The 26,419-nt window shown below is 69.8% G+C and carries 21 protein-coding genes; 16 read left to right on the top strand and 5 right to left on the bottom strand.

What is annotated here, in order from left to right; translation table 11 throughout:
• Positions 1-122: 122 nt before the first annotated feature.
• Complete coding sequence (clpX, locus tag ACIP6U_RS23595; protein ID WP_280876679.1) at positions 123-1,412, top strand: ATP-dependent Clp protease ATP-binding subunit ClpX; 1,290 nt, start codon at positions 123-125, stop codon at positions 1,410-1,412.
• 84 nt (positions 1,413-1,496) lie between these two features.
• On the opposite strand, the gene ACIP6U_RS23590 is transcribed toward clpX, so the two are convergent.
• A complete protein-coding gene (locus ACIP6U_RS23590) occupies positions 1,497-2,459 on the bottom strand; it encodes a hypothetical protein (protein WP_401721081.1) in 963 nt (320 codons plus the stop codon).
• Positions 2,460-2,595: 136 nt separating this feature from the next.
• Between ACIP6U_RS23590 and ACIP6U_RS23585 the strand changes: the two genes are divergently transcribed.
• From ACIP6U_RS23585 to ACIP6U_RS23535, 11 genes are all read left to right on the top strand, one after another.
• Positions 2,596-5,220: a valine--tRNA ligase gene (locus ACIP6U_RS23585; RefSeq protein ID WP_401721078.1), complete on the top strand. Its 2,625-nt coding sequence runs from the start codon at positions 2,596-2,598 to the stop codon at positions 5,218-5,220.
• 783 nt (positions 5,221-6,003) lie between these two features.
• Entirely contained in the window at positions 6,004-7,488 is a 1,485-nt protein-coding gene (locus tag ACIP6U_RS23580) for a bifunctional folylpolyglutamate synthase/dihydrofolate synthase (RefSeq protein ID WP_401721075.1), read from the top strand.
• A 6-nt stretch (positions 7,489-7,494) separates the two neighbouring features.
• The gene (locus ACIP6U_RS23575; protein WP_401721073.1) at positions 7,495-7,884 is read left to right on the top strand and encodes a DUF4233 domain-containing protein; all 390 of its coding nucleotides are present in this window, start codon (positions 7,495-7,497) and stop codon (positions 7,882-7,884) included.
• 67 nt (positions 7,885-7,951) lie between these two features.
• A complete protein-coding gene (ndk, locus tag ACIP6U_RS23570; protein ID WP_401721070.1) occupies positions 7,952-8,365 on the top strand; it encodes a nucleoside-diphosphate kinase in 414 nt (137 codons plus the stop codon).
• Positions 8,366-8,706: 341 nt separating this feature from the next.
• Positions 8,707-9,726: a rod shape-determining protein gene (locus ACIP6U_RS23565; RefSeq protein ID WP_123999956.1), complete on the top strand. Its 1,020-nt coding sequence runs from the start codon at positions 8,707-8,709 to the stop codon at positions 9,724-9,726.
• Between the two features lie 146 nt (positions 9,727-9,872).
• Entirely contained in the window at positions 9,873-10,820 is a 948-nt protein-coding gene (gene mreC, locus ACIP6U_RS23560) for a rod shape-determining protein MreC (RefSeq protein ID WP_401721067.1), read from the top strand.
• A 16-nt stretch (positions 10,821-10,836) separates the two neighbouring features.
• On the top strand, positions 10,837-11,517 hold the full coding sequence (gene mreD, locus ACIP6U_RS23555; RefSeq protein ID WP_401721064.1) for a rod shape-determining protein MreD: 681 nt from the start codon (positions 10,837-10,839) through the stop codon (positions 11,515-11,517).
• 80 nt (positions 11,518-11,597) lie between these two features.
• Positions 11,598-13,844, top strand: a complete 2,247-nt coding sequence (mrdA, locus tag ACIP6U_RS23550) for a penicillin-binding protein 2 (RefSeq protein WP_401721061.1) — start codon at positions 11,598-11,600, stop codon at positions 13,842-13,844.
• On the top strand, positions 13,841-15,037 hold the full coding sequence (rodA, locus tag ACIP6U_RS23545) for a rod shape-determining protein RodA (protein WP_401721058.1): 1,197 nt from the start codon (positions 13,841-13,843) through the stop codon (positions 15,035-15,037). Before mrdA ends, rodA begins: the two co-directional genes overlap by 4 nt.
• A gap of 86 nt (positions 15,038-15,123) precedes the next feature.
• Complete coding sequence (locus ACIP6U_RS23540) at positions 15,124-16,647, top strand: CHAD domain-containing protein (RefSeq protein WP_401721055.1); 1,524 nt, start codon at positions 15,124-15,126, stop codon at positions 16,645-16,647.
• A 139-nt stretch (positions 16,648-16,786) separates the two neighbouring features.
• Positions 16,787-18,760 carry a TIGR03960 family B12-binding radical SAM protein gene (locus ACIP6U_RS23535; RefSeq protein WP_401721052.1) on the top strand — a complete coding sequence of 658 codons (1,974 nt, stop codon included), beginning with the start codon at positions 16,787-16,789 and terminating at the stop codon, positions 18,758-18,760.
• Between the two features lie 707 nt (positions 18,761-19,467).
• On the opposite strand, the gene ACIP6U_RS23530 is transcribed toward ACIP6U_RS23535, so the two are convergent.
• Both ACIP6U_RS23530 and ACIP6U_RS23525 read right to left on the bottom strand, forming a co-directional pair.
• Positions 19,468-20,169: a DUF899 domain-containing protein gene (locus ACIP6U_RS23530; RefSeq protein ID WP_401721049.1), complete on the bottom strand. Its 702-nt coding sequence runs from the start codon at positions 20,167-20,169 to the stop codon at positions 19,468-19,470.
• 66 nt (positions 20,170-20,235) lie between these two features.
• The gene (locus tag ACIP6U_RS23525) at positions 20,236-20,892 is read right to left on the bottom strand and encodes a winged helix-turn-helix transcriptional regulator (RefSeq protein ID WP_401721046.1); all 657 of its coding nucleotides are present in this window, start codon (positions 20,890-20,892) and stop codon (positions 20,236-20,238) included.
• Between the two features lie 172 nt (positions 20,893-21,064).
• Between ACIP6U_RS23525 and ACIP6U_RS23520 the strand changes: the two genes are divergently transcribed.
• Positions 21,065-21,406: a VOC family protein gene (locus ACIP6U_RS23520; protein WP_401721044.1), complete on the top strand. Its 342-nt coding sequence runs from the start codon at positions 21,065-21,067 to the stop codon at positions 21,404-21,406.
• A 57-nt stretch (positions 21,407-21,463) separates the two neighbouring features.
• Here ACIP6U_RS23520 and ACIP6U_RS23515 read toward each other — a convergent pair whose 3' ends face one another.
• Together ACIP6U_RS23515 and ACIP6U_RS23510 are read right to left on the bottom strand one after the other, a co-directional pair.
• A complete protein-coding gene (locus ACIP6U_RS23515; protein WP_401721041.1) occupies positions 21,464-22,048 on the bottom strand; it encodes a TerD family protein in 585 nt (194 codons plus the stop codon).
• 76 nt (positions 22,049-22,124) lie between these two features.
• Positions 22,125-23,036, bottom strand: coding sequence for an alpha/beta hydrolase (locus tag ACIP6U_RS23510; RefSeq protein ID WP_401721039.1), 912 nt, complete (start codon positions 23,034-23,036; stop codon positions 22,125-22,127).
• A gap of 143 nt (positions 23,037-23,179) precedes the next feature.
• Here ACIP6U_RS23510 and ACIP6U_RS23505 point away from each other — a divergent pair, with 143 nt between their 5' ends.
• From ACIP6U_RS23505 to ACIP6U_RS23495, 3 genes are read left to right on the top strand one after another with little or no spacing between them, the layout of a single operon-like run.
• Positions 23,180-24,052: a helix-turn-helix transcriptional regulator gene (locus ACIP6U_RS23505; protein WP_401721036.1), complete on the top strand. Its 873-nt coding sequence runs from the start codon at positions 23,180-23,182 to the stop codon at positions 24,050-24,052.
• A 57-nt stretch (positions 24,053-24,109) separates the two neighbouring features.
• The gene (locus ACIP6U_RS23500) at positions 24,110-25,366 is read left to right on the top strand and encodes a hypothetical protein (protein WP_401721033.1); all 1,257 of its coding nucleotides are present in this window, start codon (positions 24,110-24,112) and stop codon (positions 25,364-25,366) included.
• Positions 25,367-25,414: 48 nt separating this feature from the next.
• Complete coding sequence (locus ACIP6U_RS23495) at positions 25,415-26,179, top strand: TIGR03936 family radical SAM-associated protein (RefSeq protein WP_401721030.1); 765 nt, start codon at positions 25,415-25,417, stop codon at positions 26,177-26,179.
• The last annotated feature ends 240 nt before the right edge of the window (positions 26,180-26,419 follow it).

Below are 26,419 nucleotides of genomic sequence, written 5' to 3'. Positions count from 1 at the left end.
CACGTCAAAGTGAACCGCGCCAAGGGGGGCCCGAACGGGGGGCCCGGCAAGGTACCGTCGGATTAAGGCAGCACCAGGAGCCGCTGGATCTAGGCGTCTCCCAGGCGAAGGGGAAGCACACCGTGGCACGCATCGGTGACGGCGGCGATCTGCTCAAGTGCTCGTTCTGCGGCAAGAGCCAGAAGCAGGTCAAGAAGCTCATCGCAGGGCCTGGTGTGTACATCTGCGACGAGTGCATCGATCTCTGCAACGAGATCATCGAGGAAGAACTCGCGGAGACCAGCGAGGTCCGCTGGGAGGAACTCCCCAAGCCGCGGGAGATCTACGAGTTCCTGGAGGGCTACGTCGTGGGCCAGGAGCCCGCGAAGAAGGCCCTGTCCGTCGCGGTCTACAACCACTACAAGCGCGTCCAGGCCGGCGAGAACGGTGGCGCCAACGGCCGTGACGACGCGATCGAGTTGGCGAAGTCCAACATTCTTCTGCTCGGTCCCACGGGTTCCGGCAAGACGCTGCTCGCCCAGACCCTGGCCCGCATGCTGAACGTGCCGTTCGCCATCGCGGACGCCACCGCGCTGACCGAGGCGGGGTACGTCGGCGAGGACGTCGAGAACATCCTGCTGAAGCTGATCCAGGCGGCGGACTACGACGTCAAGAAGGCCGAGACCGGGATCATCTACATCGACGAGATCGACAAGGTCGCCAGGAAGAGTGAAAACCCTTCCATCACCCGCGATGTCTCCGGCGAGGGCGTTCAGCAGGCCCTCCTGAAGATCCTCGAGGGCACCACGGCCTCGGTCCCGCCGCAGGGCGGACGCAAGCACCCGCACCAGGAGTTCATCCAGATCGACACGACGAACGTGCTGTTCATCGTGGGCGGTGCCTTCGCCGGTCTGGAGAAGATCATCGAGTCGCGGGCCGGCGCCAAGGGCATCGGCTTCGGCGCGACGATCCACTCGAAGCGGGAGCTGCAGGCCAAGGACCAGTTCGAGGACGTCATGCCGGAGGACCTGGTCAAGTTCGGCATGATCCCCGAGTTCATCGGCCGCCTCCCCGTCATCACCTCGGTCCACAACCTGGACCGCGAGGCCCTGCTCCAGATCCTGATCGAGCCGCGCAACGCGCTGATGAAGCAGTACCAACGTCTCTTCGAACTCGACGGTGTGGAACTGGACTTCGAGCGCGAGGCCCTGGAGGCCATCGCCGACCAGGCCATCCTCCGCCAGACCGGCGCGCGCGGCCTGCGCGCCATCATGGAGGAAGTCCTCATGTCCGTGATGTACGAGGTCCCGTCCCGTAAGGACGTGGCTCGCGTGGTCATCACGGCGGACGTCGTCCACTCCAACGTGAACCCGACGCTCATTCCGCGGGACGCGCGGAACGGGCGGGGGCCGGGGGAGCAGAAGACGGCGTAACCGCCGCGCGGCACACACGCGAAGCCGAAGGGGCCCCGGTCAACTGACCGGGGCCCCTTCGATGTTGAACCTACGGCGTCGTCATCAGGCCTTCACGCGCACGTCGTTGCGGAGCTTCGCCGCCAGGGAGGCCAGGTCGGCGACCGAACCGCCGTCGCCGCTGGCGAGTTGGGCGAGGCCGAAGGACGTGACCGCGGCGACCGTGCTGTGGTCGCCCCAGATGCACATCGGCATCTTGATGGTCTTGGCGGCGCCCGAGTCCGTGGCCGACGAGTCGTTGTTCGTGATCTCGGCGACCTGGCACTTCATGACGCCGTTCTCGAAGCCGGCCGGCGTGACCTTCTCCGGGCTGCCGACCATCTTGCCGGTGCTGTCGCCGCTGCCCTCGTCCTTCTCGGACTCGCTCTTCAGCTTCACGAACATCGCGTCGACGACGGCCTCGGGGTCGTCGATGGTGCCGTAGACGCCGCTGAAGGAGAGGTTCTTGGCGCTGAGTCCCGTGCCCTTCGCGTAGCCCGCGCTCGCGTCCTTGGGGTCCTTGACCCCCCACTTCTGGAAGTCCGCCTTGTCCTCGGCGGTCAGCCCGTTCGAGGAGTCGGCGCTGTCCGACTTCTTGTACTCGCCGTTGATCACCGTCGCCGGCGCCGTCAGCTTGTGCGGGCCGTCGTCCTTGACGCTGCCCGAGCCGCTGTCGCTGCCGCTGCCGATCACGAAGTACGCGCCGACCGCGATCGCCGCCACGACCGCCACCGCGCCGATGATCACGCCGGTCTTCTTGCCGCCGCCACCGGAGGCCGGCGGCTGCGGCGGGTAGGGCTGTTGGCCGTAAGGAGGCTGCTGGCCGTACGGGTTCGGCTGCGGCGGCACGCCCTGCGGGGGCTGCTGGGGGTAGCCGTAACCGGGCTGCGCCTGGGTGGGCGGCTGCTGGGGGTAGCCGTAGCCGGGCTGGGGCGCCTGCGGCGGCTGCTGGCCGTACGGGCCCGGCTGGCCGTACGGACCGGGCTGCTGGGGCTGCCCGCCGTACGGGCCCGGCTGGTCGTGACTCATTACTGGGTTCCCCTCCAGATGTTTATGTGGCCCTGACATCCTGGCGCAGGCACAGGAACCTCACTGCATCGGGGGCCGCACCGTTACAGAACAAAGGCGTTTCGGGACACCCCCGCGACACCCCTAAACTGGGCCCGTGACCGAGAATGCTCAGCAGCAGCCCACAGCGCCCGACACCGAACTGCCGACTCAGTACGCGCCGGCCGATGTAGAGGGACCGCTGTACGAGCGCTGGGTAGAACGGGGTTACTTCGCCGCCGACGCGAAGAGCGAGAAGCCGCCGTACACCATCGTCATCCCGCCGCCGAACGTCACCGGCTCCCTGCACCTGGGCCACGCCTTCCAGCACACGCTCATGGACGCCCTCACCCGCCGCAAGCGCATGCAGGGCTTCGAGGCGCTGTGGCTGCCGGGCATGGACCACGCCGGCATCGCCACCCAGAACAAGGTCGAGCAGCAGCTCGCCGAGGAGGGCAAGTCCCGCCAGGACCTGGGCCGCGAGGAGTTCGTCGAGCGGGTCTGGCAGTGGAAGGAGGAGTACGGCGGCAGGATCCTCGGCCAGATGCGCCGCCTCGGCGACGGCGTCGACTGGAGCCGCGAGCGCTTCACCATGGACGAGGGTCTGTCCCAGGCCGTCCAGACCATCTTCAAGCGGCTGTACGACGACGAGTTGATCTACCGCGCCGAGCGCATCATCAACTGGTGTCCGCGCTGTCTGACGGCCATCTCGGACATCGAGGTGGAGTACCAGGAGGACGACGGCGAGCTGGTCTCCATCACGTACGGCGAGGGGGACGAGACGCTGGTCGTCGCGACCACCCGCGCGGAGACGATGCTCGGTGACACCGCGGTCGCCGTCCACCCGGACGACGAGCGGTACAAGCACCTCGTCGGCAGGCGCATCAAGCTGCCGCTGACCGACCGTACGATCCCCGTCGTCGCGGACACGCACGTCGACCCCGAGTTCGGCACGGGTGCCGTCAAGGTCACCCCGGCCCACGACCCGAACGACTTCGCGATCGGCCAGCGCCACGGCCTGGAGTCGATCACGGTCATGGACGAGCGCGCGGTCATCACCGTCCACGGTCCCTTCGAGGGCCTGGACCGCTTCGAGGCGCGCTCCGCGATCGTCGCCGCGCTGCGCTCGCAGGGCCGGATCGTCGCCGAGAAGCGGCCGTACGTCCACAGCGTCGGCCACTGCTCGCGCTGCAGCACGACCATCGAGCCGCGGCTGTCCATGCAGTGGTGGGTCAAGGTCGGCCCGCTCGCCAAGGCCGCCGGTGACGCGGTCCGCGACGGCCGGGTCAAGATCCACCCCGAGGACATGTCGAAGCGGTACTTCGACTGGGTCGACAACATGCACGACTGGTGCATCTCACGGCAGTTGTGGTGGGGCCACCGCATCCCCGTCTGGTACGGCCCCGAGGGCGAGGTCGTCTGTGTCGGCCCCGACGAGGAGCCGCCGGCGGGCGAGGGCTGGCGCCAGGACACCGACGTCCTCGACACCTGGTTCTCGTCCGGCCTGTGGCCCTTCTCCACCCTCGGCTGGCCCGAACAGACCGCGGATCTACGGAAGTTCTACCCGACGGACGTCCTGCTGACCGGCCACGACATCATCTTCTTCTGGGTCGCCAGGATGATGATGTTCGGCCTGTACGCGATGGACGGCGAAGTCCCCTTCAAGACCATCGCGTTGACGGGCCTGGTCCGTGACGAGCGCGGCAAGAAGATGTCGAAGTCCTTCGGCAACGTCGTCGACCCGCTCGACTGGATGGACAAGTACGGCTCCGACGCGGTCCGTTTCACCCTGGCCCGCGGCGCCAACCCCGGTACCGACGTGCCGATCGGCGAGGACTGGGTCCAGGCGTCCCGGAACTTCGCGAACAAGATCTGGAACGCGACGCGCTTCGCGCTGATGAACGGCGCGACGATCGAAGGCCCGCTCCCGTCCCCGTCCGAGATGTCGGCGACGGACCGCTGGATCCTGTCCCGCCTGAACAAGACGGTGGCCGAAGTCGACGCGTTCTACGACGACTTCCAGTTCGCCAAGCTCTCCGATGCCCTCTACCACTTCGCGTGGGACGAGGTCTTCGACTGGTACGTCGAGCTGTCGAAGACGACGTTCCAGGCGGGCGGCGAGGCGGCGGAGGTCTCGAAGCGGGTCCTGGGCGAGGTCCTGGACGTCACCCTCCGCCTCCTCCACCCGGTCGTCCCGTTCGTCACGGACACGTTGTGGACGACGCTGACGGCCGGCGAGTCGGTGGTCGTCGCGGAGTGGCCGAAGGACAGCGCCTTCCGTGACGAGGCCGCCGAGCGCGAGATCGAGACGCTCCAGGCCGTCATCACGGAGGTCCGCCGCTTCCGCGCGGACCAGGGCCTGCAGCCGGGCCAGCGGGTTCCGGCCCGCCTCACGCTCGACGGCACGGCGCTGGCCCCCCACGAGGCGGCGATCCGCCAGCTCCTCCGCCTCCAGCCGGAGGGCGAGTCCTTCACGGCGACGGCCACCCTGCCGGTCTCCGGTGCGGAGGTCGCTCTGGACCTCTCCGGCACGATCGACGTCGGCGCGGAACGCAAGCGCCTGGCGAAGGACCTGGCGGCGGCGGAAAAGGAGAAGGCCCAGGCGACAGCCAAGCTCGGCAACGAGGCGTTCCTGGCCAAGGCCCCCGACAACGTGGTCGACAAGATCCGAGGCCGCCTGACAAAGGCGGACGAGGACATCGCCCGCATCCAGTCCCAGCTGGACAGGCTGCCGCCCGCGTAGGGATCTGTTGTACGTCACTGAAGGCCCCGGAGCTCCAAGCCTCCGGGGCCTTCGCACACGCCAGGCCGTTCCACTCCCCGGCGCTGGCCGGCCGCCGCCGCGCCCACCCGCGCCGCCCCAGCGGCACGACTGCCCGCAGCTGGGTGGGTTGGAGGCGGCGAGGGGCTGCGCGCGGCTGGGCGTTGGACATGGGGCGGCTGGAGGCTGCGCGGCGGCGAGCTGAGTGGGTTGGGGGGCGGGGGCTGCGCGGCACCGAGTTCTGGGCGCTCGGAGCGCGGGACGGCTGGGCGCCGCTGGCCTGTGGTTTTTGGGGGCGCGGGGAACTGCGCGATCAGCCACGGCGGACCCGCACCCGCCGAGGAGGATCAGCCACCCCATTCCTTGGGCGCTGAGTTACGGGACGGCTGGGCGCCGCTGGCCTGTGGCTTTTGGGGGCGCGGGGAACTGCGCGATCAGCCACAACGCACCCGCACCCGCCGACGAGGACCAGCCACCCCATTCCTTGGGCGCTGAGTTACGGGACGGCTGGGCGCCGCTGGCCTGTGGTTTTTGGGGGCGCGGGGAACTGCGCGATCAGCCACAACGCACCCGCACCCGCCGACGAGGACCAGCCACCCCATTCCTTGGGCGCCGAGTTGCGGGGCAGCCGCACGCCGTCGGCCTCCGGCTTTGAAGGGCGCGGGGAACTGCGCGATCAGCCGCAACGCACCCGCACCCGCCCACGAAGACCACGCACCCCACTCCCTGGGCGCGCTGTCAGTTCGGCTCCGTAGACTGGGGCCCGTGAGCGACACCGACCCCTTCGACGAGATCATCGCCAACGAGACCGACCGCGATCCCGACCTCGCGGTCATCGAGGCCGGCAGCCGCACCCTGCGTACCCAGGGCGCACCGCCGGAGGCAGACGTGCCGGCGCGTCCCGAGGACCCGGAGGTCGACAAGGCACTGCGCGCGGTCGAGGCGGAGCTCGCCGGCCGCTGGGGCGAGACCAAGCTGGAGCCCAGCGTCACCCGCATCGCCGCGCTGATGGATCTCCTGGGGGACCCCCAGCGCTCGTACCCCTCGATCCACATCACGGGGACGAACGGCAAGACGTCGACCGCCCGCATGATCGAGGCCCTCCTCGGCGCCTTCGAGCTGCGCACCGGCCGCTACACGTCCCCGCACGTCCAGTCGGTCACCGAGCGGATCAGTCTGGACGGCGCCCCGATCTCCGCCGAGCGGTTCATCGAGACGTACGAGGACATCAAGCCGTACGTCGAGATGGTCGACGCGCAGCAGCCCTACCGCCTGTCCTTCTTCGAGGTGCTCACCGGCATGGCGTACGCCGCCTTCGCCGACGCCCCCGTGGACGTGGCCGTCGTCGAGGTCGGTATGGGCGGGACCTGGGACGCCACCAACGTGATCGACGGTGACGTCGCCGTCGTCACCCCCATCGACCTGGACCACACCGACCGGCTCGGCGAGACGCCCGGCGAGATCGCCAAGGAGAAGTCCGGCGTCATCAAGCAGGACGCGACGGTCATCCTGGCCCAGCAGCCGGTGGACGCGGCCCAGGTGCTCCTGAAGAAGGCCGTCGACGTCGACGCCACCGTGGCCAGGGAGGGACTCGAGTTCGGAGTCGTCGCCCGCCAGGTCGCCGTCGGCGGACAGCTGCTCACCCTGCGCGGCCTGGGCGGCGAGTACGGCGAGGTGTACCTCCCCCTGCACGGCGGCTACCAGGCACACAACGCGGCCGTCGCCCTCGCCGCCGTCGAGGCGTTCTTCGGCGTCGGCTCCCAGCGCCCCGAGCCGCTCGACCTCGAAACGGTCCGCAAGGCCTTCGCGGCCGTGTCCTCGCCGGGCCGCCTCGAAGTCGTACGCCGCTCGCCCACCGTCGTGCTGGACGCGGCGCACAACCCGGCCGGCGCCCGCGCCACCGCCGAGGCGGTCGGTGAGGCCTTCGACTTCAGCCGGCTGATCGGCGTGGTCGGGGCGAGCGCCGACAAGAACGTGCGGGGGCTGCTCGAAGCCTTCGAACCGATCTTCGCCGAGGTCGTCGTCACCCAGAACTCCAGCCACCGCGCGATGGACACCGACGAGCTCGCGGGCATCGCCGTCGAGGTGTTCGGCGAGGACCGCGTCCAGGTCGAGCCGCGGCTGCCGGACGCGCTGGAGGCGGCGATCACGCTGTCCGAGGAGGACGGCGAGTTCGCGGGCGGCGGCGTGCTCGTGACCGGCTCCGTCATCACAGTGGGCGAGGCCCGACTGCTCCTGGGGAGGGGCTGACCACCCGTGCGTACGCTCTGTTCTTCCACCCTGATCGGCGAGTTCTTCGTGATCGGCTTCGCCGGTCTGGTGGCCATGAAGGACCCCGACCTGTCCATGTCGACGGTGTGGACGGTCAGTGGCATCGCGATGCTCCTGTCCGTCCTGCTGTGCGCCGTGGTGACCCGCCCCGGCGGGATCGCCATGGGCTGGGCCCTGCAGATCGCGCTGATCGCGTCCGGCTTCATCGTGCCGTCGATGTTCTTCCTCGGCGCGATCTTCGCGGCCCTGTGGTGGGCCTCGGTGCACTACGGCAGAAAGATCGACGAGGCGAAGGCGAGGTTCGCCGAGCAGGCCGCCTCGGCCACGGTCGCGCAGGCGGGCTCAGCGGGCTCCTCTACACCTGACGCTGTGTGACAGGGGCCCGGACACGCCCTGTAATCTTCGAACACCCCGCACGATTCTTGATCCAAGGAGCCCCGCCGTGACTCAGCGCACCCTCGTCCTGCTCAAGCCCGACGCGGTCCGCCGTGGCCTGACCGGCGAGATCATCGGCCGCATCGAGCGCAAGGCCGACTGGCGGATCGCCGCGCTGGAGCTGCGCACCCTGGACCAGGAGACGCTGGAGCAGCACTACGGCGAGCACAAGGGCAAGCCCTTCTACGAGCCGCTGGTCGAGTTCATGGCGTCCGGTCCGGTCGTCGCGCTGATCGTCGAGGGCGAGCGGGTCATCGAGGGCGTCCGCGCCCTGGCGGGCCCGACCGACCCGATCGCCGCCGCCCCCGGCTCCATCCGCGGCGACTTCGGCGTCATCGTGCGGGAGAACCTGATCCACGCGAGCGACTCTGTCGAGTCGGCGGAGCGCGAGGTGAAGATCTTCTTCCCGGACCACGCATAGCCCCTCCGAGACCACGCACAGCCCTCCGGGTGACCGCTTACGGAGTTTTCGTGGACGTTTCTGACTGGGTGTCAGCCGGGGGGCTCTCCTGACCTGGGACGGGTGGCCCTTTTCGGCCGTCCCTCGGCATATGCGTGCCGATCGGGGGAACGAGTGCCCCCGATGGGCCGTCTCCACAAGCGGGGCCGCGCATCATCTGCTGACAATGGCGAAGACCCTCACGCGGTGTTCGCGAAGGCGCGTCTACGATGGAAGCCTTCACGTCACTGCACCCACTTCGCCGACCTGAAAAGCCCTCAAAAGCTCCCAGGAAGGCCAGACGAATCCTGATGGGGAACTCAATGTCGTTCATCGGCCGTGACATGGCTGTCGACCTCGGGACCGCCAACACGCTGGTGTACGTCAGGGGTCGCGGGATCGTACTCAACGAGCCGTCCGTCGTCGCGATCAACACGAACACCGGTGGAATTCTGGCGGTCGGCGCCGAAGCGAAGAAGATGATCGGGCGGACCCCCGGCAACATCGTTGCCGTGCGCCCGCTGAAGGACGGCGTGATCGCCGACTTCGAGATCACCGAGCGAATGCTCCGCTACTTCATTCTGAAGATCCACAAGCGGCGGTATCTCGCGCGGCCGCGCGTCGTCGTGTGCGTGCCCTCGGGCATCACCGGCGTCGAGCGCCGTGCCGTCATCGAGGCGTCGTCCCAGGCCGGGGCGCGCCAGGTGCACATCATCGAGGAGCCCATGGCCGCGGCCATCGGTTCCGGCCTGCCGGTCCACGAGGCCACGGGCAACATGGTGGTGGACATCGGCGGCGGCACCACGGAGGTCGCGGTCATCTCGCTCGGCGGCATCGTCACCGCCCAGTCCATCCGCGTCGCGGGCGACGAACTGGACAACGCGATCATCCAGCACATCAAGAAGGAGTACAGCCTTCTGCTGGGTGAGCGGACGGCCGAACAGATCAAGATCACGATCGGTTCGGCGTACGACCTCGACGCTGACGAACACACCGAAATCCGCGGCCGGGACCTGGTCTCCGGCCTGCCCAAGACCGTGGTCATCTCCGCCGCCGAAGTCCGCAAGGCGATCGAGGAACCCGTCAACGCGATCGTCGACGCCGTGAAGACCACCCTCGACAAGTGCCCGCCCGAGCTGTCCGGCGACATCATGGACCGCGGGATCGTCCTGACCGGCGGCGGCGCCCTGCTGCGCGGCCTGGACGAGCGGCTGCGCCGGGAGACCGGCATGCCGATCCACATCGCCGAGGACCCGCTGGACAGCGTGGCGCTCGGTTCCGGCAAGTGCGTCGAGGAGTTCGAGGCACTTCAGCAGGTTCTCGACGCCTCGCCGCGCAGATGACGTAACTCTTCGATTCCGCCGTACGAGACGATCTCCTCTCGTGCGGCGGATCGTTGATATAGAGGCATAAGCTCGCGCACAAACAACCACCTGCATGGCACACACACCCCCTGCACATTCCTATGAGGAAGGCACGGCCGCCGCACGTGAGGGACACACGAGAGAGCCGGCTGCTCCTGGTGCTGCTGATCGCCGTCGCGTTCGCGCTGATCACGGTGGACATCCGCGGCGGAGAGGATTCGCCGGTCGACGGTGCCCGCCAGGCCGCGGCCACGGTCTTCGGCCCGATCGAGAACGGTGTGTCGTCCGCCGTCGACCCGGTCGGCAACGCCGTCTCCGCGATCCGCGACTCGGGCGAGCGGCACGACCGGCTCGCCCGTCTTGAGCAGGAGAACGCGGCCCTCAAGGCGAAGCTCGGCAGCGACGACCGCAACGCCAGCCGCCTCAAACAGCTCGACAAGATGCTGAAGGTCGCCGGCGAGGGCCAGTACGGCATCAAGGGCGCCCAGGTCATCGGCATAGGAGCGGCCCAGGGCTTCTCCTGGACGGTCTCCATCGACATCGGCGCCAACGACGGCATCAAGCGCGACATGACCGTCCTCAACGGCGACGGTCTGGTCGGCCGCGTGACCACCGTAGGACCCAACACCTCCACCGTGCTGCTCGCCAACGACCCCGACTTCACCGTCGGCACCCGCATGGAGGGCAGCGACGAACTCGGCTTCGCCTCCGGACAGGGCGACCGCCCGCTGCGCGTCGAACTCCTCAACGGCAAGGCCGAGGTGAAGAAGGGCGACCGCCTGGTCACCTTCGGCTCGCAGGCCGACAAGCCCTTCGTGCCCGGCGTCCCGGTCGGCGTCGTCTCCCGCGTCGAACCCTCCGCGGGCGGCCTGACCCGCACCATCTACGTCACGCCGTACGTCGCCTTCACCAAACTCGACGTCATCGGCGTCGTCGTGGAGGCCCCCAAGCAGGACCCGCGGGACACGGTGCTCCCGAAGAAGCCCAAGCCGACCCCCACACCGACGGTCACCGTCACGGTCACCCCGTCCGCAGGCGCACCCGTCGACGGTCAACAGCAAGAGCAGCAGTAGGAGCTGAGTCACCCCCATGCGCGTCAACCGGATCCTGCTTTCCTCGGCCCTGGTCGTCGTCGCCCTGGTGCTCCAGGTGAGCGTCCTCGCCCGCCTCCACCTCCCGGGTGCCGTCCCCGACCTGCTGCTCCTGACCGTCCTCGGCCTCGCCATGGTCTACGGCCATGTCGGCGGCGCCCTCGTCGGCTTCGGCGCGGGACTGCTCGCCGACCTCGCGCCACCCGCCGACCACGCGGCCGGGCGCTACGCCCTGGTGCTGTGCGTCGTCGGCTATCTCGCGGGCCTGGCCAGACCGGAGAACGGCCGGCTCAAGTCGGCCACCGGCCCCATGGTCGTCGTGGTCGCCGCCGCGGTCGGCTCGACCCTGCTGTACGCGGGCGTGGGCGCCCTCGTCGGCGACACCGCCGCCCGCCATGTCGGCCTGCCCAGCCTGCTGTTCTCGGCCGCCCTGTACGACCTGCTGCTCGCCCCGTTCGTCGTGCCCGGCATCATGGCGCTGGCCCGCAAGGCGGAGAACGACCCGCTCGCCGAGACCAACTCCGCGGCCGGCAAGGCCACCGACATCTCCTCCGGCTGGCTGTCGGCCGGCACCGGCCTGAAGATCGGCGGCCAGCGCGGCGGCCTCGGCTCCCTGAAGACCAAGGCGCGCGCCCGTACCACCCGCGTGGGCCGCATCAAGGGGGTCAAGCGGCTGTGAGCGCGCCGGAGTTGGCGGCGGCCATTCACAGGTCCGTCGGATATGACACAGACACACACTGAGAGGGGGAGGCAGCCGCAGTGACCAACATCCCCGAGACCGGTCGGACCCCACGCGTCCAGATCAGGCTCGTCGTCATCCAGATCCTCGTCCTCTCCCTGCTCGGCACCCTCGGCGGACGCCTGTGGTACCTGCAGATCCGCGAGGGCAACGAGTACGCCAAGGAGGCGTCCGGCAACCACGTCCAGCAGGTCGTCCAGCCCGCCGTGCGCGGCTCGATCCTGGACGCGCGCGGCGTGCCGCTCGCCGACAACGAGACCCGGCTCGTGGTCTCCGCCTCCCGCACCGACCTGCTGAAGATGAAGGACGACGGCAAGGCCGTCCTCACCAAGCTGGCCGGCGTCCTCGGGATGAAGCCCCAGGAGGTCATCCAGAAGGTCCGGCTCTGCGACGCGCAGACGCCCAAGCCCTGCTGGAACGGCTCGCCCTACCAGCCGATCCCGATCACCGACGAGGCCACCGCCAAGCAGGCCCTGCAGATCCGCGAGCGCGCCGAGGACTTCCCCGGCATCACCGCCGAGCCGGAGGCCGTGCGCCGCTACGCGAGCCCGGGCAAGTCCAACACCGCCCAGGTGCTCGGCTACCTCTCGCCCGTCACCGACGACGAGATCACCAAGGCCCAGGACACCGACTCGCCCTATCTGCGCTCCGACCAGGTCGGCCGCTCGGGCCTCGAGCGCCAGTACGACAAGGAACTGCGCGGCAAGGCCGGTGTCACCCGCTACGAGGTCGACAACCTCGGCCGCGTCATCGGCAAGGCCGAGTCCGACGCCGCCGTGCCCGGCGCCAACCTCGTCACCAGCATCGACGCCCGCGTCCAGCGGGTCGCCGAGTACGAGCTGAACCAGGCCATGAAGAAGGCCCGGGACGTGTACGACAAGATCACCGGCGAGAACTACAAGGCCGACTCCGGCGCCGTCGTGGTGATGGAGGCCAAGACCGGCCGGGTCGTCGCCATGGCGTCCGCGCCGACCTACGACCCGAACGTCTGGGTCGGCGGCATCTCCGCCAAGGACTACAAGAAGCTCACCGGCAAGAACTCCGACTACCCGCTGCTCAACAGGGCCATACAGGGTCAGTCCGCGCCCGGTTCGACCTTCAAGGTGGTCTCCACGGCCGCCGCGGTCGAGGCCGGCTACGAGTGGGACGGCGGCTACCCCTGCACCAGTTCGTACTCGGTGGGCGGTCAGGTCTTCAAGAACTTCGAGGGCGAGAGCTTCGGCCCCATCTCGCTGGGCCGCGCCCTGGAGGTCTCCTGCGACACCGTCTTCTACGGTCTCGCCGACCGCGAGTGGAAGAAGGACGGCGGCATCAACCCGAAGAAGGGTGAGCCCAAGGACTACTTCTACAAGGCGGCCCACCAGTTCGGCCTCGGCAAGGAGACCGGCATCGACCTCCCCAACGAGGTCACCGGCCGCGTCCCGGACCGCAAGTGGAAGCAGGAGACCTGGGAGGCCAACAAGGCCTACTGGTGCAAGACCGGCAAGAAGGGCGGCACGTACGTCCAGCAGATCGCGTACGAGAACTGCCTCGAAGGCAACAAGATGCGCGAGGGCGACTCGATCAACTACTCCATCGGCCAGGGCGACACCCTCGTCACGCCGATCCAGGAGGCCGCGATCTACGGTGCCCTCGCCAACGGCGGCACCATGTACCAGCCGACCATCGGCAAGGCGATCGTCAGTCCCGACGGCAAGACCGTCCAGGAGATCAAGCCGAAGCCCGTGGGCAAGCTCCCGGTCGACCAGGCGACCATCAAGGGCATGGACTCCGCGCTCGCCGGCGTGGTCACCCGCGGTACCGCCGCCTGGAAGTTCGGCGGCTGGCCGCAGGACAAGATCCCGCTGCACGCCAAGACCGGTACCGCCGAGGTCTACGGCAAGCAGACCACGTCCTGGCTCGCCACCTACTCCAAGGACTACACGGTCATCATGACCATCGCCCAGGCCGGTACCGGTTCGGGCGCCTCCGGTGAGGCCGTGCGCGGGATCTACAACGCCCTCTACGGCGTCCAGGCCGACGGCTCGATCGACAAGAAGAAGGCGATGCTGCCGACCCCGCAGAAGGGGCTGCCGAAGGTCAGGACGGACGGCACGATCAACTCCCCGAAGATCGCCAAGGACCCCGTCAAGGAGCTCAAGGCGACCGACCAGGGCACGGCCGCGCCGGACGAGACGCAGCCGGGCGCGACCACCAACACGCCCACGACCAACCAGAACACGCGAAGGCGACCCCGTAAGCGAGGCAGCCGGAGGATGCTCACATGACCGGCAACAGCTTCTCCGTCTCCGGCTACGGCCCCGAGCGCGCGGGCTGGACCCGGATCTTCGCCCGCGACTCGCTCGCCCGGCGCCTCGACTGGCCGATACTGCTGGCCGCGCTCGCCCTGTCGATGATCGGTGCGGTCCTCGTCTTCTCGGCGACCCGCAACCGCACCGAGATCAACCAGGGCGACCAGTACTACTTCCTCCTCCGGCACCTCATGAACACCGGCATCGGCTTCTGCCTGATGATCGGCACCGTCTGGCTCGGCCACCGCACCCTGCGCACCGCCGTCCCGATCCTCTACGGCGCCTCGGTCTTCCTGATCCTGCTGGTGCTCACCCCGCTGGGCTCCACGGTCAACGGCGCGCACTCCTGGATCGTGCTCGGCGGCGGCTTCTCGCTCCAGCCCTCGGAGTTCGTGAAGATCACGATCATCCTCGGCATGGCGATGCTGCTCTCCGCCCGGGTCGACGCAGGCGACAAGAAGTACCCCGACCCCCGTACGGTCCTCCAGGCCCTGGGCCTGGCCGCCGTACCGATCCTGGTCGTGCTGCTCATGCCCGACCTCGGGTCGGTCATGGTCATGGTGATCATCATCCTCGGCGTACTGCTCGCCTCCGGCGCCTCCAACCGCTGGGTGTTCGGGCTGATCTCCGCAGGTGCGCTGGGCGCGATCGCGGTCTGGCAGCTGCACATCCTGGACGACTACCAGATCAACCGCTTCGCCGCCTTCGCCAACCCCGACCTCGACCCGGCGGGCGTCGGCTACAACACCAACCAGGCGCGCATCGCGATCGGCTCCGGCGGACTGACCGGCTCCGGGCTGTTCCACGGCTCGCAGACCACCGGCCAGTTCGTGCCCGAGCAGCAGACGGACTTCGTCTTCACGGTCGCGGGGGAGGAGCTCGGCTTCGTCGGCGCGGGCCTGATCATCCTGCTGCTCGGCGTCGTCCTGTGGCGGGCCTGCCGCATCGCCCGCGAGACGACCGAGCTGTACGGCACGATCGTGGCCGCCGGGATCGTGGCGTGGTTCGCCTTCCAGGCCTTCGAGAACATCGGCATGACGCTGGGCATCATGCCGGTCACGGGCCTGCCGCTGCCCTTCGTCTCGTACGGCGGCACCTCCATGTTCGCGGTGTGGGTGGCGGTGGGGCTGTTGCAGTCGATCAGGGTGCAGCGACCGATGTCGGCGTAGGCAATCGCCTGTTGTCCCTGCGTTTCCCCGGGATTCACACACGACGGGCCCTGCCGCTGAGCAGGGAATCCCATTACATTCAGGTCATGGCGGACACAAAGCGTGAGATCGAGCGGAAGTACGAATCCGACGACAGTGGACTGCCCGACCTGACCGGCGTCTCCGGTGTCGCGACCGTCGTCGACAAGGGCGTCGCGCACCTGGACGCCACCTACTACGACACCGCCGACCAGCGCCTGGCCGCCGCGAAGATCACCCTGCGCCGCCGCACCGGCGGCTCGGACGCCGGCTGGCACCTCAAGTTCCCGGTCGCCCCCGACATCCGCGACGAGATCCACGCCCCGCTCGCCGACACCCTCCCGCCCGACCTCGCCGGGCTGGTCCGCTCCCGGGTCCGGGACGCCGAACTGGTCCCGGTCGTCCGGCTGCGCTCCGACCGCGACCTGCGCCACCTCGTCGACGCCGACGGCCGCCTCCTCGCCGAGGTGAGCGTGGACGCCGTACACGCCGAGGGGCTCGCGGAGGGCGCCGGTGCCGCGCAGTGGACCGAGCTGGAGGTCGAGCTGGCCGACGGCGGTGACCCGGCCTTCCTCGACAAGGTCGACAAGCGGCTGCGGAAGGCGGGCGTACGGCCCTCGAAGTCGTCGTCCAAGCTGGCCCGGGCGCTGGCGGAGACGGCACCGAAGCGGAAGGGCGGCGGCAAGAAGAAGCAGTCGGCGCAGCCGGCGCCCGCGGACCCGGTGACCGCGGGCGACCACGTCCTCGCGTACGTCCGCGAGCAGCGGGACGCACTGCTCGCACTCGACCCCGCCGTACGGCAGGACGCACCCGACTCCGTCCACCGCATGCGGGTCGCCACCCGTCGGACGCGCAGCGCCTTCCGCTCGTACGCGAAGGTCCTCGACCGCACGGTCACGGACCCGATGGGTGAGGAACTGAAGTGGCTGGCCGGGGAACTCGGCGTCGACCGCGACCGCGAGGTGATGACCGAACGGCTGACCGCCGCCGTCGACGTCCTGCCCCCCACCCTCGTCCACGGCCCCCTCCGCACCCGCCTGCACACCTGGGCCAACGCCAGCCGAGGCGGATCACGCAGCCGGCTGACCGGCGTCCTGGACTCCGCGCGCTACCTGGCCCTGCTCGACGCGCTGGACGCCCTCGTCGCGGACCCGCCGCTGCGCGCGGACGCCGCCGGGAAGCCGGAGAAGGTGATCGCCAAGGCCGTACACAAGGACTTCGGGAAGCTGTCGGTCCTGGTGGACCGGGCCATCGACCTCGAACCCGGCGCCGAGCGCGACGTGGCCGTCCACGAGGCGCGCAAGAAGGCGAAGCGGGCCCGGTACTCGGCCGAGGCCGCCGCACCCGCCCTCGGTTCCCCCGCGTCCGCCCTGGTCAAGTCGATGAAGTCGGTGCAGAGCCTGCTCGGCGACCACCAGGACAGCGTGATGACCCGCCAGACCCTGCGCGAGCTGTCCGCCGTGGCGCACGCGGCGGGGGAGGACACCTTCACGTACGGGGTGCTGTACGGGCGTGAGGAGCAGGTCGCGGCGACCGTGGAGGCGCGGCTGCCGGAGGTGTGGAAGGGGATCAGGACGTCGGCCGTGCTCTGAGGGATGCGGGGGTCCCGGGGGCTCTCGGCGGTCGGGGAGGTCCCCGGGGCAGGTCCCGGGCGGTCGGGGAGGTCCCGAGGTCGCGTTAGGCTGGATGGTCACCCCAGTCCTTTCAGTCCAGCCCACGAAGGTGCGCGAGATGCCTGCCGAAGTCGCTGCGGCCGCAGAGTCCGTGTTTCCGCAGCTCGAAGCCCTGCTCCCGCATGTGCAGAAGCCGATCCAGTACGTCGGCGGTGAGCTCAACTCCACGGTCAAGCCGTGGGAGTCCTGCGACGTCCGCTGGGCGCTCATGTACCCCGACGCCTACGAGGTCGGGCTGCCCAACCAGGGCGTCATGATCCTCTACGAGGTCCTGAACGAGCAGCAGGGCACCCTCGCCGAGCGCACGTACAGCGTGTGGCCGGACCTGGAGGCGCTGATGCGGGAGCACGGCGTCCCGCAGTTCACGGTGGACAGCCACCGCCCGGTGGGCGCGTTCGACGTGTTCGGCCTGTCCTTCTCCACGGAGCTGGGCTACACGAACATGCTCACGGCCCTGGACCTGGCGGGCATCCCGCTGGAGTCGAAGGACCGGGGCCTGGACGACCCGATCGTCCTGGCGGGCGGCCACGCGGCCTTCAACCCGGAACCCATCGCGGAGTTCATCGACGCGGCGATCATCGGCGACGGCGAGCAGGCGGTCCTCGACATGACGAGGATCATCCGCGAGTGGAAGGCGGAGGGCCGCCCCGGCGGCCGCGAGGAGGTCCTCCTCCGCCTCGCGAAGACGGGCTCGGTGTACATCCCGGCCTTCTACGACGTCGAGTACCTCGCCGACGGCCGGATCGCCCGCGTGGTCCCCAACCGGTCGGGCGTCCCGTGGCGCGTCTCGAAGCACACGGTGATGGACCTCGACGAATGGCCGTACCCCAAGCAGCCGTTGGTCCCGCTGGCGGAGACGGTCCACGAGCGCATGTCCGTCGAGATCTTCCGCGGCTGCACGCGCGGCTGCCGCTTCTGCCAGGCGGGCATGATCACCCGCCCGGTGCGCGAGCGCTCGATCACGGGCATCGGCGAGATGGTGGAGAAGGGCCTCAAGGCGACGGGCTTCGAGGAGGTGGGCCTGCTGTCGTTGTCCTCGGCGGACCACTCGGAGATCGGCGACATCGCGAAGGGCCTGGCGGACCGGTACACGGAGGACAAGATCGGCCTGTCCCTCCCGTCGACGCGGGTGGACGCCTTCAACGTGGACCTGGCGAACGAGCTGACGCGCAACGGGCGTCGCTCGGGCCTGACCTTCGCGCCGGAGGGCGGCTCGGAGCGCATGCGCAAGGTCATCAACAAGATGGTCACGGAGGAGGACCTCATCCGGACCGTCTCCACGGCGTACGGCAACGGCTGGCGCCAGGTGAAGCTGTACTTCATGTGCGGCCTGCCGACGGAGACCGACGAGGACGTCCTCCAGATCGCCGACATGGCGATGAACGTGATCGCCGAGGGCCGCAAGGTCTCCGGCCAGAACGACATCCGCTGCACGGTGTCGATCGGCGGCTTCGTCCCGAAACCCCACACCCCGTTCCAGTGGGCCCCGCAGCTGTCGGCGGCGGAGACGGACGCGCGCCTCGAAAAACTCCGGGACAAGATCCGCGGCGACAAGAAGTACGGCCGCTCGATCGGCTTCCGCTACCACGACGGCAAGCCGGGCATCGTCGAGGGCCTGCTGTCGAGGGGCGACCGGCGGGTGGGTTCGGTGATCCGCGCGGTCTACGAGGACGGCGGCCGCTTCGACGGCTGGCGCGAGCACTTCTCCTACGAGCGCTGGATGCGCTGCGCGGAGAAGACGCTGCCGGCCTTCGGCGTCGACGTCGACTGGTACACGACCCGCGAGAAGACGTACGAGGAGGTCCTGCCCTGGGACCACCTCGACTCGGGCCTGGACAAGGACTGGCTCTGGGAGGACTGGCAGGACGCGCTGGACGAGACGGAGGTGGAGGACTGCCGGTGGACGCCTTGCTTTGACTGTGGGGTGTGTCCGCAGATGGACACTTCCATCCAAATCGGGCCTACGGGGAAGAAGTTGCTGCCTCTTACGGTCAAGAACGCGGCTGCTGCGCCTGGGGGGCACTCGCACTGACGTGGTGCCGTTGGTGGCTCTGGAGTGGCGCTGTTGCGCAGCCGGCCCGGTCGCGTCGTTCGACGTGGCCGGGCCGAGGTGTGAGGGGTGGTCAGGTGGCGCTGTTGACGTTGCCCGGCTCGGGTGAGTTCAGGGGGGGGGGACCAGGGGCCGTTGCGGGCGTGGGGGACGGGACGGCGGGGGTCGGTGGGGCCCGTCGGTCCCTTGCAGTTGGTCTTGTGGCCGGGGGGTCGGGACTCGTGCGGGTGGCCCGGTTTGCAGTGGTCGCCGCCGTTGCCGGCCGTCGCCCTCGCCTGGTCGGTCACGCTGCGCGTCGCCGCGGCGGTCGGGTCGGCCACGCCGGCCGCCAGGACCAGGGCGAGCGAGGTGACCATGCCCGCCTTCCTGAACCTGTTCCGCGCCAGCGGCCCGAGGAGTGCTGTCCGGAGCCGGATGACCTGCTGTTCACCAGGCCCTGGGTGTACCGCTGGGGGCTCCTCTTCGAGTTCTCGATCACCGCGTACTGGGTCGGCGAGTTCGCGGCCTCCGTCGAGGCGTGCGACAGACTGCTGGCCCTGCCGGACCTGCCCGCCGTCATTCGCCAACAGACCCTGACCAACCGGGAGTTCGCCGCCCCGAACGTCGCCGCGGTCCCTCCGCCGTCGAACCCCGTACGCAGGCCGAAGGCCTCCCGGGCGGGCGGCGACCACTCGTCGCCCGCGGTCCGTTCAGCTGCCGTCGGCCTCAGGGCCGTAGAACGCGGCGATCTCCTGGGAGTTGGCCCAGCCGCTGTAGGTGGGGGACTGGGGCCAGTTGTCGGGGGAGTCCTGCCATTCCTCCTGGCGGCCGTAGGGCAGGATGTCGATCAACGGGAAGGTGTGGCTGAGCTGTTCGGTGCCGCGGCCCGTGGTGTGCCAGGTGCGGTAGACGGTGTCGCCGTCGCGCAGGAAGACGTTGACCGCGAAGCCGCCGCCGGGGGGCGCGCCGACGTCGGTGCCGAAGGGGCTGTTCGCGGTCGAGTACCACGACATCCGGTTGCCGACGCGGTGCCGGTAGGCGAGCGCCTCCTTGATCGGGCCCTGGGTGACGACGACGAATCGGGCGTCGTAGTTGTCCAGGAACTTCAGGCGGGTGTACTGCGAGGTGAGCCCGGTGCAGCCCGGGCACTGCCACTCCTTGCCGTCGAACCACATGTGGTTGTAGACGATCAGCTGGCTCTTGCCCTCGAAGACGTCCGCCAGCCGTACGGGGCCGTCCTCGCCCTCAAGGGTGTAGTCCGGCATCTCGACCATCGGCAGCCGCCGACGCTCAGCGGCGATGGCGTCGAGCTCCCGCGTCGCGGCCTTCTCGCGGGCACGCAGGGCTTCGAGGCGGTGTTCCCACGTCGCGGTGTCCACGACGGGGGGCAGTGGCAGTGCGTTGGTGGTCATGTTCCCTCACAGAGCTCGGGCACGGCTTTGGCTCGTGGAGGGGTAGACCTCGGGCGGCGGTGGAACTCATCGGTCGATGGCCGGCTGCGCGCTGGAGAACACCCGGATGAACGTGTCCAGGAGTTCGCGCGACCCGTCCAGTTCCACCAGCCCGCACTTGGCGGCCTGCATGAGTGCCACGAAGGACGGCAGGTCGTCGGGCTCGAAGGTGATCACGAGATCGGGCCGGACCGGGGGCGGACCGCTGCCGGCTTCGAGCCGGCCGTCGGTGACGGCGGCGTGGACCACCAGGTCGCCGGCGTGGATCTCCCAGGTCGCGGTCAGTCCGGCCGCCCGGTCGGAGTCGAAGACGGCCCGTAGCGCCATGACGACCGCCGAGGCGGTGACGATCTCACCGGGCCGGGGCTCGCCGAGCTGGGTGGTTCCCCAGCGGCCGAGGGCCCATACGGCCGGTTCGAGGTCGCGGCCGGCGGGCGTGAGGGCGTAGACGACACCGCGTTGTGGCGTCGACACCGCGCGGCGCTCGACGATGCCGGCCTCCTCCAGCTCCTTGAGGCGGGTGGAGAGCACGTTCGTGGGAATGCCGGGCAGCCCGCCGAGCAGGTCGCTGTACCGCTGCGGCCGCACCGCCAGGTCGCGAATGACCAACAGCGCCCACCGCTCACCGACCAGCTCCAGGGCGCGGGAGAGACCGCAGTACTGACCGAAGGCACGACGTTTCATGCAATGAGTGTAGTCAGCTTCGGGTTATGCCTGCTGTGGGCTTGTTGCAAGTTAACTTGCAAAAATGAAGTAGGCGGGTTTACGGTCGTGACGTGGCCGTGAGCCGGGCTGTGGCCGACGGCGCGTGACAAGTGACTAGTGACAAGCGTGTGACGACAGAAAGCAGGGCACCATGTCCATCTCCGTGTTGGGTGTCACCTTCGACGCCCGTGACGCCAAGACCGTCGCGACCTTCTGGGCCGAAGCCCTCGGCCGGGCCGTCGACGAGGGTGCGGACGAGGCGGGCGCGGGCGTGGCCGCCGACCCGGCCGTCCCGGGATCGCGTATCGGTTTCCGCCAGGTCCCCGAGGACAAGACGGTCAAGAACCGGATGCACTTCGACTTCGTCACCGGGGACTTCGAAGCGGAGGTGACCCGGCTGACCGGCCTGGGCGCCACCAAGCTCAACGAGGTCGAGGCCGGCCGGCTCCACTACGCCACGTTCGCCGACCCGAGGGCAACGAGTTCGACGTGATCGCCCGCTGATCGGTCAGGCAGGGGTCGAGACGGACCGGGCCCTTTCCCCGCCGGGCTACTTGCTGGCGGCGAAGCGCATCAGCGCGTGCTCGTCACCCTGCTTGATCTTGCCCGTCGTATTGATCACTTCGAGCTTCCAGGTGGTGCCGACCCGCAGCGCCTTGGCCACGGCGCAGCCGTTGTCCTGGCTGAGCAGGCTCGGCCAGATGTCGGCGACCTGCTGGGCGGTGCCTCCGGTCGCGTCGTAGACCTTGAAGCTGATGTTGCGGGCCTTCTGGAACGAGCTGCCCTTCTTGTAGGCGGCGGCGACGAACACGATGGATGTGATGTTGGCGGGTACGCGGCCGAATTCGACGGTGACCGTCTCGTCGTCGCCGTCTCCGCGTCCGGTCTGGTTGTCGCCGCTGTGGACCAACGAGCCGTTGCCCATGGGGTCCAGCGAATCGAGGCCCGCGAGACGGACCGGGTCCGCGCCCTGCATGGCGATGGCGATCAGGTCGAGGTCGGTGCCGCTCTTGCGGCGGAGCATCCCCATCATCCCGCCGCTGCTGCCGGCGGTGGGATCCCAGGAGACCCCGATCGACAGGTGGGTCACCCCGTCCAGATCCGCGGGACCGTCTTCCTTCGTGAGCGTGATCATGCGCGAGTCATCCTCTTGGCGATGCGACTGGGACAGGCAAAGTGTGCCTCTCCAGCCGGTACGGCAGGAGCGCGGGTCAGGACAGGTGCGCCGTGAAGAACCGCGTCAGTTCCGTGACCGCCTCGTCGACAGGGCCGTCCTTGTCGTAGAGGTCGACGTGTGTGGCCCCCTCGATCCAGTGGAGTTCCTTCGGGCCGGTGGCGCGTTGGAAGGCCTCCACGCTCATCCAGGACGTCACCGCCTCGCGGCCGGTGACGAGGAGGAGGGGGCGCGGGGACAGCAGGGGGAGGGCGTGGAAGGCGTCGAAGAGGGCGAGGTGGTCGACGCTCGTCCAGGTCAGGGACTTGGCCGAGCGGGGGTGGGCGGCGCGGGGTGTGCAGTAGTACTCCCAGCCCTCGTACACGTGCGGGCCGGCCTTGCGGGCCTCCTCCTCCGTGGCCGGGAAGAGGGGGAAGGTCCGCGGGGGTTCGCCGTGGGCCCCTGCCGTACGGGCCGTCGCCGCCGCCGTCAGCATGTCCTGGAAGACCGCCGGGTTCTGCGTGCCGTCCGCGCCCAGGCGGAACTGGCGGGCGATGTCCGCGGCGCTCACCGTGGCCACGGCCCGGACGCGCCGGTCGGTCGCGGCGGCCGTCAGGGCGTAGCCGCCCGAGGCGCAGATGCCGAGGACGCCGATGCGGTCGGGGTCGACGTCGGCGCGGGTGGTGAGGTGGGAGACCGCGGCCTTGAGGTCCTCGACCCGCTGGGCCGGGTCCTCCAGGCCGCGCGGTTCGCCCTCGCTCTCGCCCTGATGGGCCGCGTCGAAGGCCAGGGCGACGAAGCCGTGCTCGGCCAGCCGGCGTGCGTACAGGCCCGCCGTCTGTTCCTTCACACCGCTGCCGGGGTGGCCCACGACGATCGCCGGGAGGGGGGTGGGAGCCGCGTGGTCAGGGGTGTGTAGGTGGGCTGCGATCTTCAGGCCCGCGCTGAGGAAGGTGACGTCCGTTCGCATGAGGTGTCCTGCGCTTTCGATCGGGTCGGGACGGTGGGTTCGTGATTCACCGTCGCGCCGGCCCGCACCCCCGTGCCAGGGACGACCCTGCCTATGCAGACCAGTACCAGGCACCCGGGACCGGTCGCGCGGACACTGGAGACATGGTCGACAACCCTGGCAACGAACTCGGCGCCTTTCTGCGCTCCCGTCGCGCCGCTCTCGATCCGCGCGCGGTCGGGATGCCGGACGACGGGCGGTTGCGGCGGGTGCCGGGGCTGCGGCGGGAGGAGCTGGCCCAGCTCGCGCACGTCAGTGTCGACTACGTCGTACGGCTGGAGCAGGGGCGTACCCGGCGGGTCTCGCGGCCGGTGCTCGACGCGCTCGCCGACGCCCTGCACCTCGCTCCGGACGAACGGGACTACCTGTTCGCCGTCGCGGACGTCGCCGACGTCTCCGCCGCCGGTCCCGCGCGGCGACGGGCAGGGCGTACGGAAGTGGCGCCCCGGCTGCGCGAGTTGCTGGACACCATGTCCGACGTGCCCGCGACGGTCCTGAGCCGGCGGATGGACGTACTGGCCTGGAACCGCGGGGCCGCGGCGCTGTTGACCGACTTCGGTGAACTGCCCCTGCCCGAGCGCAACCTGATCCGGCTGACCTTCCTCGACGGCGACTTCCGGGCCCTGTACGGGGACTGGCCGCGGGCCGCCCGCGAGTGCGTCGCCGTGCTGCGCATGGAGGCCGGACGCACCCCGCACGACCCCGCGTTGGCCGCCCTGGTCGGTGAACTCGGCGTCCGCGACCCGGACTTCCGTGTCTGGTGGGCCAGTCATCAGGTGCGCGGGCCGCGTCAACTCACCAAGGTCTACCGCCATCCCGTCGCCGGCACCCTCACCCTCGACGTCCAGCAGTTCTCCGTCGACACCCATCCCGACCAGCAGCTGGTCGCCTACACGGCGGAACCCGGCTCGCCGTCCCACGAGGCCCTGCGCTTCCTGTTGCAGTGGTCCTCGGCGCGCACCGACACCAAATCGTGAGCGGGCCGACCGGTCGGGGAGCGCATCCGTAGCGGGGGCCAATGCGTCTAGCTCGGTATGGACCTGGACAAGTTCCCCGCAGAACGGCCCGCGCGGCAGACGCCCGAGGGGTGTCTCGTCGTGGCGATACGCCTGCCCGTGCGGATCGTCGCGCTGGTGCTGATCGTGCCGGCGCGGATGGTGTGGGACGGGCTCGTCGTCGCCGGGCGGTTCCTGACGGACAGGCTGTTCCGGCCGGTGGGACGGGCACTGGAGTGGCTCGCGCGCGCCGTCTTCGTGTGGCCGTTCGTGGCGCTGTGGAGGTACGGGGTGGTGCCCTTGGGGGCGGCGCTGGGGTGGCTGTTCGGCGTGCTCGTCGTCGCGCCGGCGACGGTGGTGTGGGACGCGCTCGTCGTCGCCTGGCGGTTCCTGGCGGACAGGGTGTTCCCGCCGGTGGGGCGGGCGCTGGCGTGGCTGGCGCGGGCCGTCTTCGTGTGGCCGTTCGTGGGGCTGTGGCGGTTCGGGGTGGTGCCTCTCGGGAAGGCGCTGGGGTGGCTGTTCGGCGTGCTCGTGGTCGTACCCCTCACGTGGCTGTACGAGTACGTGCTGACGCCGGTCGGGCATGGTCTCGCCTGGCTGACGCGGAGCTTCGGGGCCGGACTGATGTGGTTCTACGCGCGCGTGCTCACGCCTGTCGGGCACGGTGTGCTGTGGGTCGCGCGGGGCGTGGTGTGGGTGGTGACGCCGGTGGGGCGGGCGGTGGTGTGGTGCGCCAAGGGGCTCGTGTGGCTCGCGAGCACGGTCGTCACCGGGATCGTCCGCGGGATCGGTATCGCGCTGTCGGCGATCGGCGTCGGGCTGTACTGGATCGCACGCGTGCTGTTCGTCCTGCCCGCGCTCGCCCTGTGGCAGTGGGTGCTCGTGCCCGTCGGGCACCTGCTGGCCGTCGTCGGGCGGGAGGTGGCGGACGCGCTCGGGCACGGGTGGCGGATCGCGTCCCGGATCTCGCTCGCCGTCGGACGGTTCCTCGGCACCCTCTTCCGGTGGATCTTCGTCGAGCCCGTGCGGTGGGTGTACCAGACCGTGCTGACGCCGGTCGGACACGTCGTACGGGACGCCGTGGTGCGGCCCGTCGCCGAGGTCGCGCGCACGGTGGGACGGGCGAGCAGGGAGGCGCTGACCGCGGCCCGTGAGTCCGTGCGGCAGGCGCGGGCCGACTTCCGGCGGATGCTCTTCGGGGAGCCCGCGCCCGTCGAGATCGTCGGCGCCCGGGAACCGTCGGGGCCCGAGGCACGTACTCTAGGTAGCAGTACGACCGCACTCACGAAGGACTGAACGACACTGGGCAAGCGACAGCCCGAAGGCCCGCCTCCCGCTCCCGCGGTGCAGCGCATCCGACTGCGCTACACCAAGCGCGGCCGCCTCCGGTTCACCAGCCATCGTGACTTCCAGCGCGCCTTCGAGCGTGCGTTGCGCCGTGCCGAGGTGCCGATGGCCTACTCGGCGGGGTTCACGCCGCATCCGAAGGTGTCGTACGCCAATGCCGCACCCACCGGCACGGGCAGTGAGGCGGAGTACCTGGAGATCGCGCTCACCGCGGCGCGCGATCCCGAGAAACTGAGAGCGCTGCTCGACGAGTCGATGCCCACCGGGCTCGATGTCGTGGACGCGGTGGAGGCCCGGACCTCCGGGCTCGCGGACCGGCTCACGGCTTCCGTGTGGGAGCTGCGGCTGGACGGCGTGGATCCGGCGGAGGCCGAGCGGGCCGTCGGCGCGTTCAACGCCGCCGGTGCCGTCGAGGTCCAGCGCATGACCAAGAACGGCGTTCGAACCTTCGACGCGCGCTCCGCGGTCGTACACTTGGAAACGCACAGTTCGCAGGCAGATAGGCCGACGGACCAGCCCTGTGCGATACTGCGGCTGGTTGTTCGGCACGTGACGCCTGCCGTACGACCCGACGACGTCCTGTCCGGTCTCCGCGCCGTGGCCGACCTGGCGCCGCCGGTCCCCGCAGCGGTGACCAGGCTGGCGCAGGGGCTGCTCGATGAAGAGACCGGCACGGTGACCGACCCGCTCGCGCCCGACCGCGAGGCTGCGACGGCTGTATCCACGGCCGATCCCGCTGCCGCCGCGAAGGCGCCGGTGTAAGGAAGGTCCCGCGAAGGACGGACGTCGTAGCGCCGCCCTCGTACTCGGGAGCCACCTGGGTCGGGCAGTGCACTGACCACAAGACTTTCGCCAGGCCGTACGCAACATGGCGTACGGAACCGGCGAGACAGGACACTAGAGAGTTCCCGTGCGGCGCCCGCGCCCCGGACGGCGGCACCGCGCATCGCGCGAGCCGCGGACGTCAGCGGTGGTCGATGCCATCGACACCGGACCAGGTGC

Origin of the sequence: Streptomyces sp. NPDC088794 (assembly GCF_044750545.1) — a bacterium.
In the GTDB taxonomy this organism is placed as follows: Bacteria; Actinomycetota; Actinomycetes; order Streptomycetales; family Streptomycetaceae; genus Streptomyces.
This window is presented reverse-complemented; position numbering and strand designations above follow the sequence as displayed.

Excerpts from the sequence above, each read along its gene's own strand:
- mreD (WP_401721064.1), top strand. The coding sequence starts at position 10,837 with ATGCGCGTCAACCGGATCCTGCTTTCCTCGGCCCTGGTCGTCGTCGCC.
- ACIP6U_RS23510 (WP_401721039.1), bottom strand. The coding sequence starts at position 23,036 with ATGCGAACGGACGTCACCTTCCTCAGCGCGGGCCTGAAGATCGCAGCC.
- ACIP6U_RS23520 (WP_401721044.1), top strand. The coding sequence starts at position 21,065 with ATGTCCATCTCCGTGTTGGGTGTCACCTTCGACGCCCGTGACGCCAAG.
- ACIP6U_RS23500 (WP_401721033.1), top strand. The coding sequence starts at position 24,110 with ATGGACCTGGACAAGTTCCCCGCAGAACGGCCCGCGCGGCAGACGCCC.
- ACIP6U_RS23540 (WP_401721055.1), top strand. The coding sequence starts at position 15,124 with ATGGCGGACACAAAGCGTGAGATCGAGCGGAAGTACGAATCCGACGAC.
- ACIP6U_RS23535 (WP_401721052.1), top strand. The coding sequence starts at position 16,787 with ATGCCTGCCGAAGTCGCTGCGGCCGCAGAGTCCGTGTTTCCGCAGCTC.
- ACIP6U_RS23515 (WP_401721041.1), bottom strand. The coding sequence starts at position 22,048 with ATGATCACGCTCACGAAGGAAGACGGTCCCGCGGATCTGGACGGGGTG.
- ACIP6U_RS23565 (WP_123999956.1), top strand. The coding sequence starts at position 8,707 with ATGTCGTTCATCGGCCGTGACATGGCTGTCGACCTCGGGACCGCCAAC.
- ACIP6U_RS23505 (WP_401721036.1), top strand. The coding sequence starts at position 23,180 with ATGGTCGACAACCCTGGCAACGAACTCGGCGCCTTTCTGCGCTCCCGT.
- ACIP6U_RS23530 (WP_401721049.1), bottom strand. The coding sequence starts at position 20,169 with ATGACCACCAACGCACTGCCACTGCCCCCCGTCGTGGACACCGCGACG.
- ACIP6U_RS23525 (WP_401721046.1), bottom strand. The coding sequence starts at position 20,892 with ATGAAACGTCGTGCCTTCGGTCAGTACTGCGGTCTCTCCCGCGCCCTG.
- ACIP6U_RS23590 (WP_401721081.1), bottom strand. The coding sequence starts at position 2,459 with ATGAGTCACGACCAGCCGGGCCCGTACGGCGGGCAGCCCCAGCAGCCC.
- rodA (WP_401721058.1), top strand. The coding sequence starts at position 13,841 with ATGACCGGCAACAGCTTCTCCGTCTCCGGCTACGGCCCCGAGCGCGCG.